The following is a 14,523-nucleotide window of genomic DNA, read 5'->3' as shown; positions in this document are numbered from 1 at the left end:
GCCCGTTCGGCATCACGGAAAGGGCCCGGACGCCATCGGCGCCCGGGCCCTTTCCGTTGGTATCGCGATGGGAGACGGTCAGATTCCGTCGACGGGAATGCCGGCGATGTCCTTGGAGGTCCTGATCGTCAGCGAGGTCTTGACGCTCGCGACGTTGGGGGCGGTGGTGAGCTGCGAGGTCAGGAACTGCTGGAAGGCCTGCAGGTCGTGCGCGACGATCTTCAGGATGAAGTCGATCTCGCCGTTGAGCATGTGGCATTCGCGCACCTCGGGCAGCGCGGCGACATGGCTCTCGAACTGGCGAAGGTCTTCCTCGGCCTGGCTGCGCAGCGACACCAGCGCGAACACGGTGATGCCATAGCCGAGCGCGGCGGCGTTGAGGCGGGCATGGTAGCTCTCGATCACCCCCGCTTCCTCCAGCGCGCGCACGCGGCGGAGGCAGGGCGGGGCGGTGAGGCCGGCCTTCCGGGCCAGGTCGACGTTGGTCATCCGCCCGTCCTCCTGCAGCTCATGCAGGATGGTGCGATCGATTTGATCGAGCGAGGGGGCGGACATGGAGCAACCTTTCAAAAACTGGCACTATCCGTAGAATAAAGTTTCCGGCAAGTGCAATAAAAATAGCGGCGAGCGCTTCCGTTCAAACGCTCTTTCCGCTCGCGCCGTTGCCATCTAATATCCGCGGCAGGGGGAACGGTGGCTGAAACCCGTTCAAGACCGAGTGGAGGCGGGTCTTTGCGTTTCGATGACATGCTGGCCACGTTGCTTGCGCAACCGGCGCCGACGCCCGAAGCCAGGGCGATCCTCTGGCGCCAGGTGGTCGACGTGCTGGCGCAGGGGCGTGGGCATCGCGTCGACGATCCGCTGGTCGACGCGCCGCGCGCCGTCGATGCCTATAATTTCCTGCGCTCGGTGCGGCCGGAGATTCCGGTCGAGCTGCGGCTGGCCGCCGGGCGCGGCCTCGCCGGGCGGCGGGTGCCCCCCGAACTAGTCCTGCTGTTCGCCGAGGACCTGCCCCATATCGCCGCGCCGATGCTCGGCCATGTCATCCTCGGCGGGCGGCAATGGCTCGACCTGCTTCCCCGGCTCACCCCCAGCGCGCGCAACCTGCTGCGCAACCGGCGCGATCTGGGCGGCGAGGTCGAGAAGGCGCTCGAAGGCTTCGGCTCCAGCGATTTCCTGATCCAGGGGCCGGTGGAGACGCCCGAGGCGAGCCTCGCGCCGCTGGCGGCGCCGATCGAGGCGCTGGTCGCCGAGGCGCAGGAGCCGGAGCCGCCGGTCGCCGTGGCCGTCGAGGAACTCCCTCCGGCAGTCGAGACGGCCGGATCGCAGGACGTGCCGGAGCCGGTGGAGCCTGCCGCGCTCTCGGCCTGGCTCGACGAGGCGGCGGAGCCGCTGCCGCCGTCGGGCGAGAGCCAGATCCGCGATCTCCTGTCCCGTATCGAGACGTTCCGCAGCCGCTATCCGCAGGCGGCGCTCGAGGGCGAGGCGGCCGGCGACGGCGGCGCATCGGGCCGGGTCGAGAATTTCCGGTTCGAGACCGGCGTCGACGGGGTCATCTGCTGGGTGCAGGGCGTGCCGCGCGGGCCGATCATCGGCGAGACCATCGCCGTCGCCGCGCACCAGACCGACCATGGCGTCGACGGCCATGCCGCGGGCGCCTATCGCAGCCGCACCCCGTTCCGCGACGCCCGGCTGACGATCGCCGGGCAGGGGCCCGCATCGGGCGACTGGCGGATTTCGGCGGTGCCCTTCTTCGATCCCAAGGACGGCCGGTTCAGCGGCTATCGCGGCACCGCCCGCCGCCCGCGCGCCGACGAGAGCGCCGCCGTCATGGCGGGCGGATCGGGGCCGCCGGCCGAGCCGGGACTCAATGATTCGCTGCGCCACCTGGTCCATGAGCTGCGCACCCCGCTCAACGCGATCATCGGCTTTTCGGAGATGATCGAGGGGCAGATGCGCGGCCCCGCTGCGGCGGCCTATCGCGGCCGCGCGCAGGAGATACTGGACCAGAGCAAGAAGCTGCTCGGCGCGGTCGAGGATCTCGACATGGTGGCCGCGGCGCGGACCGCCGAGACGCCGGCGCACGGTTTGGCGGCGGTCGATGCCGGCGCGATCCTGACCCGGCTCCATGCCAATTTCGAGGCGGTCGCCAAGGAGCGGGCGAGCGGCCTCGCCTTCCGGATCGATTCCACCCTGCCGCCGGTCGCGGTCGACGCGCCCACCGTCGAGCGGATGCTGTCGCGCCTGCTCGCCGCGACGATCGCGATGGCGGGGGAGGGCGAGCGGATCAGTGTCGACCTGCAGCGCGACCCGCGCCGTTCGACCCATATGCTGCTGACGATCCTGCGCCCGCGCTCGCTCGACGGCCGCGACGAGAAGATGCTGCTCGATCCCGGCTATAATCCGGGCGGCAACTGGCCCGATGCGCCGGTGCTCGGCCTCGGCTTCGCGCTCCGCCTCGTCCGCAACCTCGCCATCGCCAGCGGCGGCATGCTGGAGATCGATGCGACCCGCTTCTATCTGAGCCTGCCCCTCGGCGACCAGTCGGCGGAGCAGGATGCGGTGTAACTTGCCGCGCGGCGGAGCCTCGGCTATCGCCTGCGCGGCGCTGGGCGGGGCCTGTAGCTCAATGGTTAGAGCTGGCCGCTCATAACGGCTAGGTTGCGGGTTCGAGTCCTGCCGGGCCCACCAGCGTCCCTTACCCCGATCCTGGCCCCTGTCCGCCCACGCGGTCGGTCACCGCTTCGCTTCGTCGATGAAGCCGACGAAGCCGGCCATGAAGGCGCCGAGGCGGTCGCGCGTCGCCGCATCGGTCAACTGCCCTTCGCCGTCGAACAGCGATTGCGCGCGCGACGCCATCAGGCGGCCGCCGAACCAGGGCCGCGCGCCCAGCGTACGGAGCACTGGAAGCCAGTCGTTCTGCGCGAGCAGCGTTCCGAAATTGCCTGGCGACGCGCCGATCACCGCCATCGGCCGGTTGCCGAAGATGCGGCCGATGTCGGTCGCCGGGCGCGAGAGCCAGTCGATCGCGTTTTTGAACACGCCGGGGATGCCGTTATTATATTCGGGGGTGACCAGCAGCACCCCGTCGGCCGTCGCGACCGCTTCCTTCAGCGCCGTGACCGCGTCGGGCAGGCCCGCTTCCTCCTCCTCGTCGGCATTGTAGAGCGGGATGCCGTGGAGCGTCCGTGCGTCGAGCGTCGCGCCCGGCGGCATCAGCGCCTCCGCCGCGCGTAGCAGGCCGAGGTTGAACGACTGTCGCCGCAGGCTGCCGGCGATGCCGATGATATGGGTCATGGCGGCTCCTCTCAGGCCTTCGCCGGCGTGGGCAGGGGGGCATCGGGGAGCGGAATGAACTCCTGATCGTCGGCGTCGGGAAGCTTCATGCGGCCCGCCTTCCAGTCTTCGGCCGCTTGCGCCAGCCTGTCGTGCGACGAGGAGACGAAGTTCCAGTAGAGATAGCGCTCGCCGACCGGCTCGCCGCCGAGCAGCATCACCGCGGAACGCTCGACGGCGCGCAACGCCGACACGTCGGCGCCGAGGACGAGCATCTTGCCGGCATCGTAGCGCGCGCCGTCGACCTCGACAGCGCCGGTGGCGACGTAGAGCGCGCGTTCGGGATGGCCGGCCGGGACCTCGGCGGTCGCGCCCGGCTCCATGTCGAGATGCGCGTAGAAGAGCGGCGAATGGGTCCGCGCCGCTGCCGTCAGCCCATAGGCGCTCCCGGCGATCAGGTGCCCCGCCACCCCGCCGTCGTTCCAGTGCGGCAGGTCCGCGCCGGCATGGTGGGAGAAGCTCGGCGCGGTCTCCTCGTCCGCCGTCGGCAGCGCCACCCAGGCCTGGATGCCGTGGAGATGATCGCCCGAGGCGCGCGCCTTCTCGAACCGCTCGCTATGCGTGATGCCGCTGCCCGCGGTCATCCAGTTGACTTCCCGAGGCCGGATCGCCTGCTCGGACCCGACGCTGTCGCGGTGCATGATCTCGCCCGAGAACAGATAGGTCACGGTCGAGAGGCCGATATGCGGGTGCGGCCGCACGTCGAGGCTGCGATCGGCCCCGGCCGCCACGTCGAGCGGCCCCATATGGTCGAAGAATATGAAGGGGCCGACCATCCGCCGCTTCGCGAAGGGCAGCACCCGGCCGACCTCGAGCCCGCCGCCCAGGCTGCGACGGCGCTGCTCGATCACCATTTCGATCATTGTCTCATCTCCCAACGCCTCGGTTCAGCCGTCGACGATATCCGAATATTCGGGGTGCAGGGCATAATATCGGACCATGAAGCTGCATTTGAGCACCGCCTTGCGCCCGCTCGCCCGGATGGCGTCGAACACGCCCTGCGCGAGCCGGGAGCCGATCCCCTGTCCCGAATATTCATAGGGCACCTCGGTATGCGCCAGCACGACCCGGCCGGCGTCGTCGATCCGGTAATAGGCCGCGGCGACGTCGTCGCCGTCCAGCGCGATCTCGAAGCGATGCTGGGCCGGGTTGTCCTTCACCGTGCGGTCCATCGCATCAGGCCTTGTCATAGCCGAACTGGATGCCGGCGGTGCCGCCGGTTTCGATGAACAGGTTCATGAAGGCGGGGACGGTCTCGCTGCGCTTCCAGTCGCGCTGGAGTTCGCAGAAGAGCTGCGCCACCGAGATCATCTTGCCGCCGGCCTGCTCGATACGGCGCAGCGCCGCTTCATGGGCCGCGATCGACGTGCCGCCGACCGCGTCGACCGGGACATAAACCTCATAGCCCTCGGCGAGCGCGTCGAGCGCCGGGAAGGTCAGGCAGGCCTCGGTCCACAGCGCGGTCATGATCAGCTTCCGGCGGCCGGTCGCCTCGACCGCCTGGCGGAATTCGACGTCCTCCCAGCTGTTGATGGTGGTGCGGTCATAGGTCGGATAGTCGCCGAGCACCTTGCGGACCTGCGGGACCGGCGGCTTGTTGAGGCCCGTCTCGACGTTCACCGTCGAGTGGATGACCGGAAGATCGTAGACGACCGCCGCCTTGGCGCAGCCGGCGATATTGTTGAGCAGCAACTGGCGGTCCATCGAGGCGATCGAGTTCACCTGCACCGGCTGATAGTCGATGATGATGAAGGCGGCATTCTGCGGCGTGAGCAGGTGATCGGTCTTCGGATCGCGGATGGCTTCGCTTGTCATGTCTTCCTCCTGCAAGGGGCCGGGATGTGGGCCCGGAAGTGGCGCTGGCGGCCGGTCTTCCGGCTTGAAACAAGCATGAAACCTGCACCCGCTGATGACGAAAAGATCGCATTTTGACGGCGTCCCACCAATGGAACGATGGCGCTTTTGCCGGTGCTTCCGGGCGGGCTGGGTGCTTGCGCTCTTCGCGAATCGGCGCGGCTTCCGTAGCGTTAAATTGTTGGGAACCATTACGGATCAGGAACTTTTTACGCATCGCGGCGACTATCGCTTCCCTTGCGGGGCAGGCCCTGGCGCCGCGCCGGACACAGGACTTGCCGGCTCCGGAGACCGCGTTTGACCGATCATTCCCCGGATGGTGCCCCGAAGCCGGGAGACATCGTCGCGCTGCACGAACATGGTCCGCCGCCGGCGGACTTCGCGGCGCTGTTCCTTGCCGGAATGGAGCGGCGGCCGAAGAGCCTGGTCGGGTCGATGCTGCTCGATCGCCGGTCGCCGGCCTTCCACCGGCTCTGCGCGCTGCCCGAATATTATGTCCAGCGCGCCGAGCTGGAGATATTGCGCGACCAGGCCGTGGCGATCGCCCGGCTGGTCGGCCCGGCGGCGCAACTGGTCGATTTCGGCCGCGGATCGAGCGCGCAGACCTCGTTGCTGCTGTCGGTCCTCGATCGGCCCTGGGGCTATGTCATGGTCGATCGCGACCGCGACAGGCTGCTCGACGATGCCCGGCGCGTCCAGCAGCTTCATCCGCGCCTGTGGGTCGAGGCGGTCCGCGCCGATCCGCGCATCGGCTTCGACCTGCCGCCCAATGCCGGCGGCGGGCGGCGGCTCGGCTATCTGCCCGGCAACGCGATCGGCACCTTCGACCCGCCCGAGGCGCTCGCCATGCTGTCGCTGTGGGAACGCGAGCTCGGCCGGCGCGGGCTGCTGCTGGTCGGCGTCGACCTGCGCAAGAGCGTGCTGATCCTCGAAGCGGCCTATGACGATCCGCACGGGCTCAACCGCTCGCTGATCCTCGACGTGCTGCGCCGCGCGAACCGCGAGCTCGGCGCCGATTTCGACGAGCGGATGTTCGAATATCGCGTCCGCTTCGACAAGGACAGCGGACGGGTGAACAACGACCTCGTCAGCCTCGGCCTGCATGAGGTCCAGGTTGGCGGCCGTCGCCTCCGGTTCGACCAGGGTGAGGCGATCCACGTCGAGGAGAGCTGGAAATATTCGGTCGAGGATTTCCAGGCGCTGGTGCGCGGGGCGGGGTTCCGGCCGCTCCAGGTCTGGTTCGACGCGAAGCGGCTGTTCAGCCTGCACCTGCTGGAGGCCGGAGCCTGACCGGGCCCTAGCCAGCGGCCGCCCGAGCCGATAGATCGGCCGCATGGCCGGTCCCAGCTTCGATCTCGAAATCGCCCATCCATTGCCGCTCGCCGGGGTCGACGAGGCGGGCAGGGGGCCGCTGGCCGGGCCGGTCGTCGCGGCCGCGGTGATCCTCGATCGCGAGCGCGTGCCGGCGGGGATCGACGATTCGAAGAAGCTCGGCGCGGAGGCGCGCGCCGATCTGTGCGGCAAGATCCGCGAGGTGGCGCATGTCGGCGTCGGCATCGCCACGGTCGAGGAGATCGACGAGATCAACATATTGTGGGCGTCGATGCTGGCGATGGAGCGCGCCGTCGCGGCGCTGGGCGTCGAGCCGGCGATGGTGCTGGTCGACGGCAATCGCTGCCCGCGCTGGACCCGGCCGTCGCAATGGGTGATCGGCGGCGACGCGCTGTGCCTGTCGATCGCGGCCGCTTCGATCGTCGCCAAGGAGGAGCGCGACCGGATGATGGCCGACTATGACGCGCATCATCCGGGCTATGGCTGGGCGAAGAACAAGGGCTATGGCACCCCCGCCCATCTCGATGCGCTGGCGCGGCTGGGCCCGTCGCCGCTCCACCGCCGCAGCTTCGCGCCGGTCGCCCAATTCTCGCTGTTCCCGGCGGCCTAGCTAGATACCGCCGACATAGTCGAGGCAGCCGCGCCGGAAGGCCCAGCTGTCGTTCGGGCATTGTCCCGGTTCGTGGACGGCGGCGAGGGCCGCCCAGCGATAGCCCAGGTCGCGTTCGCTGCACTGGTCGCAGCGCGCCGCCGAGAGCAGGCCGTCGGGCGCATCGGCGGCGGCATCGGACGGCGCGCCGGCCTGCGCGGGGGCGAACAGCGAGGGCGGTTCGATCGGGCCATAGCGGTTGGGACGGAGGCCGTGGACGGCGACGGCCCCGGCCGTGATCCCGCCCGTCATGGCGGCGAACACCCAGAGCAGCAGTGGCGACATCCGGCGGGGCGAAGGCGGCCTCATGGCGGCAAGAACGGCGGGACGGTCGGCCCGTTCCAATTTTTTTCGCGAAAGCCACGGGGGTGAGTCCTCGGGGCCACACCACAAGGGATTGAGTCTCCCCCGACTGTTGAGACTCAATATGAGGTAACGGACTCCTTTCGTTCATCCGGCTTCACTGGAATCTCAGATTCGAGAGCCAAAACATTGATCTTGACCGAAGAGTCCTGATGAATCACCCTTAAGGCAATTCGAAGGGGGATGGTTTTTCCATGGGTGTTCTCGAAAAGATTCCGGCAACCCGCCGGGCACGGCGGGCGAATGTCGAGGCCGTGCCGGCGGCGCGCCTGCCGCTCAACGAGATCCTCCGTGGCGACTGCATCGAGACGATGCGCGCGCTGCCCGATCGCTGCGTCGACATGATCTTCGCCGACCCGCCCTATAATCTCCAGCTCGGCGGCGACCTGCATCGCCCCGATGGCAGCCAGGTCGACGCGGTCGACGACGACTGGGACAAGTTCGACACCTTCGCCGCCTATGACCGCTTCACCCGCGACTGGCTGCGCGAGGCGCACCGCATCCTGAAGGACGACGGCACGATCTGGGTGATCGGCAGCTATCACAACATCTTCCGCGTCGGCACCGCGCTGCAGGACCAGGGTTTCTGGGTCCTCAACGATATCGTCTGGCGCAAGGCCAATCCGATGCCGAATTTCAAGGGCACCCGCTTCACCAACGCGCATGAGACGCTGATCTGGTGCTCGAAGGCGGAGAAGGCGAAATACACCTTCAACTACCGCACGATGAAGGCGCTCAACGACGATGTGCAGATGCGGTCCGACTGGACCCTGCCGATCTGCTCGGGCGGCGAGCGGCTGAAGGACGATGACGGCCACAAGGCGCATCCGACCCAGAAGCCGGAAAGCCTGCTCTACCGCGTGATGCTGGCCTGCACCGAGCCGGGCGACCTCGTCCTCGATCCCTTCTTCGGTACCGGCACCACCGGCGCCGTCGCCCGCCGCCTCGGCCGCCGCTGGATCGGGATCGAGCGCGAGGACAAATATATCAAGGTCGCGACCCAGCGCATCGCCGCGACCCTGCCGCTCGACGAGAGCGCGATGATGTCGATCCCCGAGAAGAAGGCCATGCCGCGCATCGCCTTCGGCCTGCTCGTCGAGGGTGGCCTGATCCCGCCGGGCTCGGTCGTCACCGATGCCAGGCGCCGCTGGTCGGCCACGGTCCGCGCGGACGGGATGCTGGCGAGCGGTTGCGGCGCGATCGGCTCGATCCACCGGCTCGGCGCGCAGCTCCAGAAGGCGCCGTCGTGCAACGGCTGGAGCTTCTGGCACATCGAGACCGCCCAGGGGCTCGAGCCGATCGACGCGGTCCGCCAGCGCCACCTCGCCGAACTCGGAAGCTGACGGGCTTTCCTCCGGCCGTTCGAGCGAATAGGTCGGCGGCATGAGCATCTCCCGCTACGCCCGGCTCTATTTCCGGCCGACCGCCTTCGTCGCCTCGCCCTTCGGCCATGCCGAGGGCACGGTGGCGCGGCTGGCGGGCGGACTGGTCTGGTTCTCCGCCTATGAGGTGATCGCCGTCGATGGGGGGCAGCGGGTCGCGACCCGCCATGTGCCCGTCGCGGCGATCGATGCTTTCGTCGACAGCCTGTCCGGCGAGCAGGTGGAGGACGCGCGGCGGACGATCGCGCGGATCGTGGCGCCGCGCCCACCGGTCGAACTGGGCGCGCGCGTCCTGCGCTTCGATCAGCCGCAGGTCATGCTGATCCTCAACATCACGCCCGACAGCTTCTCGGACGGCGGCAACCATCTCGACGACCCCGCCGCCGCGACCGATGGCGCCTTCGCGGCGGTCGAGGCGGGGGCGGCGATCGTCGATGTCGGCGGGGAATCGACCCGGCCGGGCGCCAGACCCGTCTGGGAGGGCGACGAGATCGCCCGGATCGAGCCGGTGGTGCGGCGGCTGGCGGCGGGCGGGGCGATCGTCTCGATCGACACGCGCAAGGCGGCGGTGATGGCGGCGGCGCTGGCGGCGGGGGCCGCGATCGTCAACGACGTCTCCGCGCTCGCTTATGACCCGAAGGCGGCGGCGCTGCTGGCGCGGCACGATTGCCCGGTCGTGCTGATGCACCATCAGGGCGATCCCGAGACGATGCAGCGCGAGCCGCGCTACGGCGACGCGCTGATCGAGGTCTATGACTGGCTGGCGGAGCGGATCGCCTTCGCCGAGGCGGCGGGCATCGCGCGCGGCCGGATCATCGTCGATCCCGGCATCGGCTTCGGCAAGAACCTCCGCCACAATCTCCAGATATTGAACGGGCTGGCGCTGTTCCACGGCCTCGGCTGTCCGCTGCTGCTGGGCGCCAGCCGCAAGCGGATCATCGGCGCGCTGTCGAACGAGGCGCCGGTCGACCAGCGCCTCGGCGGCTCGGTCGCGCTGGCGCTTCACGGCGCCCAGATGGGCGCGCAGATATTGCGGGTCCACGACGTGCCCGAGACGGTGCAGGCGATCCGGGTGTGGCGCGGGATGCGCGACGAGGCGCTGACGCCTTCCTTTTGACGTCGCCCCTGCGTAGGCAGGGGCCATGTCTGTCCTCTCCCCGATGGTCAACTGGCTGAGAAGAGACATGGGCCCCTGCCTGCGCAGGGGCGACGCCACCTACACATCAATCTCTTCGTCATCGACGCTGGCCGCATTGGCCTGGATGAAGGCGAAGCGGTGCTCGGGGTTCTTGCCCATCAGCCGGTCGACGAGGTCGCGGACGCTGGCGCGCTCCTCATATTCCTGGGGCAGGGTGACGCGCAGCAGGGTGCGGGTCGCCGGGTCCATGGTCGTCTCGCGAAGCTGCTGCGGGTTCATCTCGCCCAGGCCCTTGAAGCGCGCGACCTCGACCTTCTTGCCCTTGAACTCGTTCGCCTCGATCTCGGCGCGATGCTCGTCGTCGCGGGCGTAGAGGCTCTTGGTGCCCGCGGTCAGGCGATAGAGCGGCGGCTGTGCGAGATAGAGATGCCCTTCGCGGACGAGGTCGGGCATCTCCTGGAAGAAGAAGGTCATCAGCAGGGTCGCGATATGGGCGCCGTCGACGTCGGCGTCGGTCATGATCACGATCCGCTCGTAGCGCAGCAGATCGACATTGCACTTGTCGCGGCTGCCGCAGCCGAGCGCCTGGATGATATCGGCGATTTCCTGGTTGGCGCCGATCTTCGCGCTGTTGGCGGAGGCGACGTTCAGGATCTTGCCGCGGATCGGGAGGATCGCCTGGGTCTTGCGGTCGCGCGCCTGCTTGGCCGATCCGCCGGCCGAGTCGCCCTCGACGATGAACATCTCGGTCCCTTCGGGCGAGTCGTTCGCGCAGTCGGTGAGCTTGCCGGGCAGGCGCAGCTTGCGCGACGAGGTCGCGGTCTTGCGCTTGATGTCGCGTTCGGCCTTGCGGCGCAGGCGATCGTCCATCCGGTCGAGGACGAAGGCGAGCAGCGCCTTGCCGCGCTCCATATTGTCGGCGAGGAAATGGTCGAAATGGTCGCGCACCGCATTCTCGACGAGCCGCGCGGCGTCGGGCGAGGTCAGCCGGTCCTTGGTCTGGCTCTGGAATTGCGGATCGCGGATGAACACCGACAGCATCTGTTCGGAGCCGGTGACGACGTCGTCGGCGGTGACGTCCTTGGCGCGCTTGTTGCCGACCAGTTCGGCGAAGCCGCGGATGCCCTTGACCAGCGCGGCGCGCAGGCCGGTCTCATGGGTGCCGCCGTCGGGGGTCGGGATGGTGTTGCAATAATAGCTGTACGAGCCCTCGGACCAGAGCGGCCAGGCGACCGCCCATTCGACCGATCCCTGGCCGTCGGCGAAATCCTGCTTGCCCGAGAAGAACTGGCTGGTCGCGCATTCGCGGTCGCCGATCTGCTCGCGCAGATGATCGGACAGGCCGCCGGGGAACTGGAACACCGCGTCGGACGGGGTGTCGTCGCCGATCAGCGAGGGATCGCATTTCCAGCGGATCTCGACCCCCGCGAACAGATAGGCCTTCGACCGGGCGAGCCGCATCAGCCGGCCCGGCCGGAAATGCGCGCTCGGGCCGAAGATCTCGGGATCGGGGGTGAAGGAGACGCTGGTGCCGCGCCGGTTGGGCGCCGCGCCCAGCTTCTCGATCGGGCCCAGCGTGGTCCCGCGCGAGAAGCGCTGGCGGAACAGCTCCTTGTTGCGGGCGACCTCGATCACCGTCTCGGTCGACAGCGCGTTCACCACCGACACGCCGACGCCGTGCAGGCCGCCCGAGGTGGCATAGGCCTTGTCGCTGAACTTGCCGCCCGAATGGAGCGTGCTCAGGATCACCTCGAGCGCCGACTTGCCGGGGAATTTCGGGTGCGGATCGACCGGGATGCCGCGGCCGTTGTCGATCACGGTCAGCCGGTTGCCGACCTGCAGCGACACCTCGATCCGGTTCGCATGGCCCGCCACCGCCTCGTCCATCGCATTGTCGAGCACCTCGGCGGCGAGGTGGTGATAGGCGCGCTCGTCGGTGCCGCCGATATACATGCCGGGCCGGCGCCGGACGGGTTCGAGCCCTTCCAGCACCTCGATGGCCGAGGCGTCATAATTTCCGGAACTGGTGGACGGCGCGGAGGCGAAGAGATCGTCGGACATTGCCGGCGACTATAGGACCGCTCGACGCCAAAAGGAAAGTGGCGCCGACACCGATGCGACGATGGCGGCGCGACCTCCGGTCAGCCGCAATAGACCTTCACGACATTGCCCGCCGCGTCGGTCTCGACGTTCAGCCGGTCGGTGCGATAGTCCATCGTCACCGCCTGGCCGGGCGCGATCACGCGCACCGTCTTGGCGCCGGCTGCGGTGCGGGCCTGTTCGGCGACGGCCTGGCCGTTCTGGCCGACGAAGGCCTCGGCCCGGGCGGGTGCGCAGGCGACCGGCGGCACGGCGTTCGATTCAGGCACCGACTGGCCCGGTTCCGATACCGTCGCCGTGCATCCGCCCAGCGCCAGCGCCGACAGCCCGATCACCCATGTCCGCATCGATCTTCCCCTCGCGATGTTGCGAAAGGGATTATCTGACGCGCGGACCGCCAAAGGGCAAGGGCGGCGGCGGCCGGCGGTCGCGGCGCGGCAGCTGCGCCTGATAGGCGACCGAGCAATGCTCGAGGCAATAGGGGAAGCCGGGGTTGATCGGATCGCCGCAGAAATGGAAGTCCGGCTCGCCCGGATGGCCGAGCGGCCATTTGCAGACCTTGTCGTTGAGTTCGAGCAGGCTGGTCTTGTCCGCCATCTCCGCCGAAGGCTTGGCGGGGACCAGGCGGCGCGGCGGCGCCGGCGGGATCGGGCTGCTCTGCTCGCCGGGCGACTGGCGCTGGAAACCGCCGGGCCGATCGGAGCGGACGATCGGCTGCGGCGTCGTCGGCGCAGGGGCGGAGCGGCGGCGGCCGGGCGGCGACACCGGGGCCGGGGCGGGCGTCGGCCGGCGCGGCGGCGGCGCGGCCGCCTCTTTCGGGGGGGCGTCGCGGCGGCGGCGCTGGCGCGCCGACGGGGGCATCGCCCCTTCACCGGGGAGGGACGCGCCTCGAGGTCGAGGCGATGGGCCTTGCCGATCACCGCGTTACGGCTGACGCCGCCCAGCTCGTCGGCGATCTGGCTCGCCGTCATCCCCTGCCCCCACAGGCGCTTGAGCTGGTCTATCCGTTCTTCCGTCCAGGACATGCTTTCACCTCGTCTGCGCCCGCGCCTGGGCGTCCCCAGGCTCTTGCAGGCGGGGCGGGGAGCCGATAGGCGAAATGCCCATGAGCGACCAGCCCAAAAAATTCGTGATTCCCACGCCCGGCGAGCCGGTGATCCCGTTCTTCAACTGGGGGGGAATGCGCGCCCTCTATGTGAAGGAGGTGAAGCGTTTCTTCAAGGTCCAGCTTCAGACAATCTGGGCCCCGGCCTTCACCACCCTGCTGTACCTGATCATTTTCACCGTCGCGCTCGGCCGCGGCGGGCGGGAAGTGATGGGGCATCCCTTCGCGACCTTCGTCGCGCCGGGCCTGATCGTGATGGGCATGATGAACGCCGCCTTCGCCAATTCCAGCTTCTCGCTGCTGGTCGGCAAGATGCAGGGGACGATCATCGATTATCTGATGCCGCCCCTGTCGACCGGCGAGATGCTGGCCGCGCTGGTCGGCGCGGCGGTGACCCGCGCGATCCTGGTCGGACTGGCGCTGTGGGTGGCGATGCTGTTCTGGCCGGGGGTCGACGTGATCCCGGTCCATCCGGCCGCCGTGCTGTGGTTCGGGCTGATGGGATCGATGCTGCTCAGCCTGATCGGGGTGCTCACCTCGATCTGGGCGGACAAGTTCGACCATAGCGCCGCGATCCAGAATTTCGTGGTCGGGCCGCTGTCGCTGCTGTCCGGCACCTTCTATTCTATCGAGAACCTGCACGGCGTGTTCCAGGCGCTGAGCCACGCCAACCCGTTCTTCTACGTGATCTCGGGCTTCCGCTACGGCTTCATCGGCACCGCCGACTCGCCGGTGCTGATCGGCGCGATCAGCCTGCTGGTGATCAACCTGCTGCTGGTCTGGGCCAATTATGTGGCGCTCGACCGCGGCTGGAAGATCAAGAGTTGATTTTGTTTGAGCCTCAGGCGCCGGGCGCCTGAGGCCCAATCAAAAAAAAGCCCCGGCAAGAACCGGGGCTTTTCGGCTCACTTGTAGCGGCGGCGGCCGTGCTTATCGATGTAGTATTTCCGGCCGTGGCTATCGCGATAATAGCGGCGTTCCTTGTTGAGGGTGTTGACCAGCGCGCCGCCCGCGCCGCCGATCAGGGCGCCTTCGCCCACCGACAGGCCCGGGATCACCGCACCGGCGACCACGCCGCCCGCGGCGCCGATGCCGGCGCCACGCAGAATATGTTCGGCGCTCTGCGCAAAGGCGGGAGCGCCCGCACCGGCGACCGACAGGGCGGATACCGCCGCAATGATCTTGATCGTCTTCATGACTACTTCCCTTCCTGCAAACGCGTGCCTGACAAACGTGGTCGCCCGACATGGGTTCCGCCGTTCAC

At 68.5% G+C, this 14,523-nt stretch carries 15 protein-coding genes, 1 tRNA gene and 1 pseudogene; 7 read left to right on the top strand and 10 right to left on the bottom strand.

Annotation, left to right across the window (positions count from 1 at the left end; all coding sequences use genetic code 11):
• Positions 1-78 precede the first annotated feature (78 nt).
• Positions 79-555, bottom strand: coding sequence for an Lrp/AsnC family transcriptional regulator (locus HRJ34_RS08990; protein WP_012050741.1), 477 nt, complete (start codon positions 553-555; stop codon positions 79-81).
• A 177-nt stretch (positions 556-732) separates the two neighbouring features.
• Between HRJ34_RS08990 and HRJ34_RS08985 the strand changes: the two genes are divergently transcribed.
• Complete coding sequence (locus tag HRJ34_RS08985) at positions 733-2,568, top strand: sensor histidine kinase (protein ID WP_030091257.1); 1,836 nt, start codon at positions 733-735, stop codon at positions 2,566-2,568.
• A 47-nt stretch (positions 2,569-2,615) separates the two neighbouring features.
• Positions 2,616-2,691 (top strand) — tRNA-Ile (locus HRJ34_RS08980).
• A gap of 45 nt (positions 2,692-2,736) precedes the next feature.
• Here the strand turns inward: HRJ34_RS08980 and HRJ34_RS08975 are convergent.
• Genes HRJ34_RS08975 through HRJ34_RS08960 form a run of 4 tightly spaced genes read right to left on the bottom strand, consistent with a single transcriptional unit; the run spans position 2,737 to position 5,151 of the window.
• A complete protein-coding gene (locus HRJ34_RS08975; protein WP_208633900.1) occupies positions 2,737-3,297 on the bottom strand; it encodes an NADPH-dependent FMN reductase in 561 nt (186 codons plus the stop codon).
• Between the two features lie 11 nt (positions 3,298-3,308).
• A complete protein-coding gene (locus HRJ34_RS08970) occupies positions 3,309-4,199 on the bottom strand; it encodes a pirin family protein (RefSeq protein ID WP_012050744.1) in 891 nt (296 codons plus the stop codon).
• Positions 4,200-4,223: 24 nt separating this feature from the next.
• Positions 4,224-4,526 carry a GNAT family N-acetyltransferase gene (locus HRJ34_RS08965; protein WP_208633899.1) on the bottom strand — a complete coding sequence of 101 codons (303 nt, stop codon included), beginning with the start codon at positions 4,524-4,526 and terminating at the stop codon, positions 4,224-4,226.
• Positions 4,513-5,151 carry a hydrolase gene (locus HRJ34_RS08960; RefSeq protein WP_208633898.1) on the bottom strand — a complete coding sequence of 213 codons (639 nt, stop codon included), beginning with the start codon at positions 5,149-5,151 and terminating at the stop codon, positions 4,513-4,515. The genes HRJ34_RS08965 and HRJ34_RS08960 overlap by 14 nt, the downstream gene beginning before the upstream one ends.
• Positions 5,152-5,487: 336 nt before the next feature.
• Between HRJ34_RS08960 and HRJ34_RS08955 the strand changes: the two genes are divergently transcribed.
• Both HRJ34_RS08955 and HRJ34_RS08950 read left to right on the top strand, forming a co-directional pair.
• Entirely contained in the window at positions 5,488-6,480 is a 993-nt protein-coding gene (locus HRJ34_RS08955) for an L-histidine N(alpha)-methyltransferase (RefSeq protein ID WP_012050747.1), read from the top strand.
• Positions 6,481-6,523: 43 nt separating this feature from the next.
• The gene (locus HRJ34_RS08950) at positions 6,524-7,132 is read left to right on the top strand and encodes a ribonuclease HII (protein ID WP_208633897.1); all 609 of its coding nucleotides are present in this window, start codon (positions 6,524-6,526) and stop codon (positions 7,130-7,132) included.
• Here HRJ34_RS08950 and HRJ34_RS08945 read toward each other — a convergent pair whose 3' ends face one another.
• Complete coding sequence (locus HRJ34_RS08945; protein ID WP_226949115.1) at positions 7,133-7,480, bottom strand: hypothetical protein; 348 nt, start codon at positions 7,478-7,480, stop codon at positions 7,133-7,135.
• Positions 7,481-7,728: 248 nt separating this feature from the next.
• On the opposite strand from HRJ34_RS08945, the gene HRJ34_RS08940 reads away from it, so the two are divergent.
• Both HRJ34_RS08940 and folP read left to right on the top strand, forming a co-directional pair.
• Positions 7,729-8,877, top strand: a complete 1,149-nt coding sequence (locus HRJ34_RS08940) for a site-specific DNA-methyltransferase (protein ID WP_012050750.1) — start codon at positions 7,729-7,731, stop codon at positions 8,875-8,877.
• 40 nt (positions 8,878-8,917) lie between these two features.
• A complete protein-coding gene (folP, locus tag HRJ34_RS08935) occupies positions 8,918-10,033 on the top strand; it encodes a dihydropteroate synthase (RefSeq protein WP_208633895.1) in 1,116 nt (371 codons plus the stop codon).
• A gap of 99 nt (positions 10,034-10,132) precedes the next feature.
• Here the strand turns inward: folP and parE are convergent, their stop codons facing one another.
• The 3 genes and pseudogenes from parE to HRJ34_RS08920 form a co-directional block, all read right to left on the bottom strand.
• The gene (gene parE / locus HRJ34_RS08930; RefSeq protein ID WP_012050752.1) at positions 10,133-12,115 is read right to left on the bottom strand and encodes a DNA topoisomerase IV subunit B; all 1,983 of its coding nucleotides are present in this window, start codon (positions 12,113-12,115) and stop codon (positions 10,133-10,135) included.
• A gap of 80 nt (positions 12,116-12,195) precedes the next feature.
• The gene (locus tag HRJ34_RS08925) at positions 12,196-12,501 is read right to left on the bottom strand and encodes an I78 family peptidase inhibitor (protein WP_012050753.1); all 306 of its coding nucleotides are present in this window, start codon (positions 12,499-12,501) and stop codon (positions 12,196-12,198) included.
• 31 nt (positions 12,502-12,532) lie between these two features.
• Positions 12,533-13,179, bottom strand: a pseudogene (locus HRJ34_RS08920) (GcrA family cell cycle regulator).
• A gap of 80 nt (positions 13,180-13,259) precedes the next feature.
• Here HRJ34_RS08920 and HRJ34_RS08915 point away from each other — a divergent pair.
• Positions 13,260-14,087, top strand: coding sequence for an ABC transporter permease (locus tag HRJ34_RS08915; RefSeq protein ID WP_029548874.1), 828 nt, complete (start codon positions 13,260-13,262; stop codon positions 14,085-14,087).
• A 77-nt stretch (positions 14,088-14,164) separates the two neighbouring features.
• Here HRJ34_RS08915 and HRJ34_RS08910 read toward each other — a convergent pair whose 3' ends face one another.
• Entirely contained in the window at positions 14,165-14,455 is a 291-nt protein-coding gene (locus HRJ34_RS08910; protein WP_012050756.1) for a hypothetical protein, read from the bottom strand.
• Between the last annotated feature and the right edge of the window lie 68 nt (positions 14,456-14,523).

Origin of the sequence: Rhizorhabdus wittichii (assembly GCF_017607425.1) — a bacterium.
Classification (GTDB): domain Bacteria; phylum Pseudomonadota; class Alphaproteobacteria; order Sphingomonadales; family Sphingomonadaceae; genus Rhizorhabdus; species Rhizorhabdus wittichii.
This window is presented reverse-complemented; position numbering and strand designations above follow the sequence as displayed.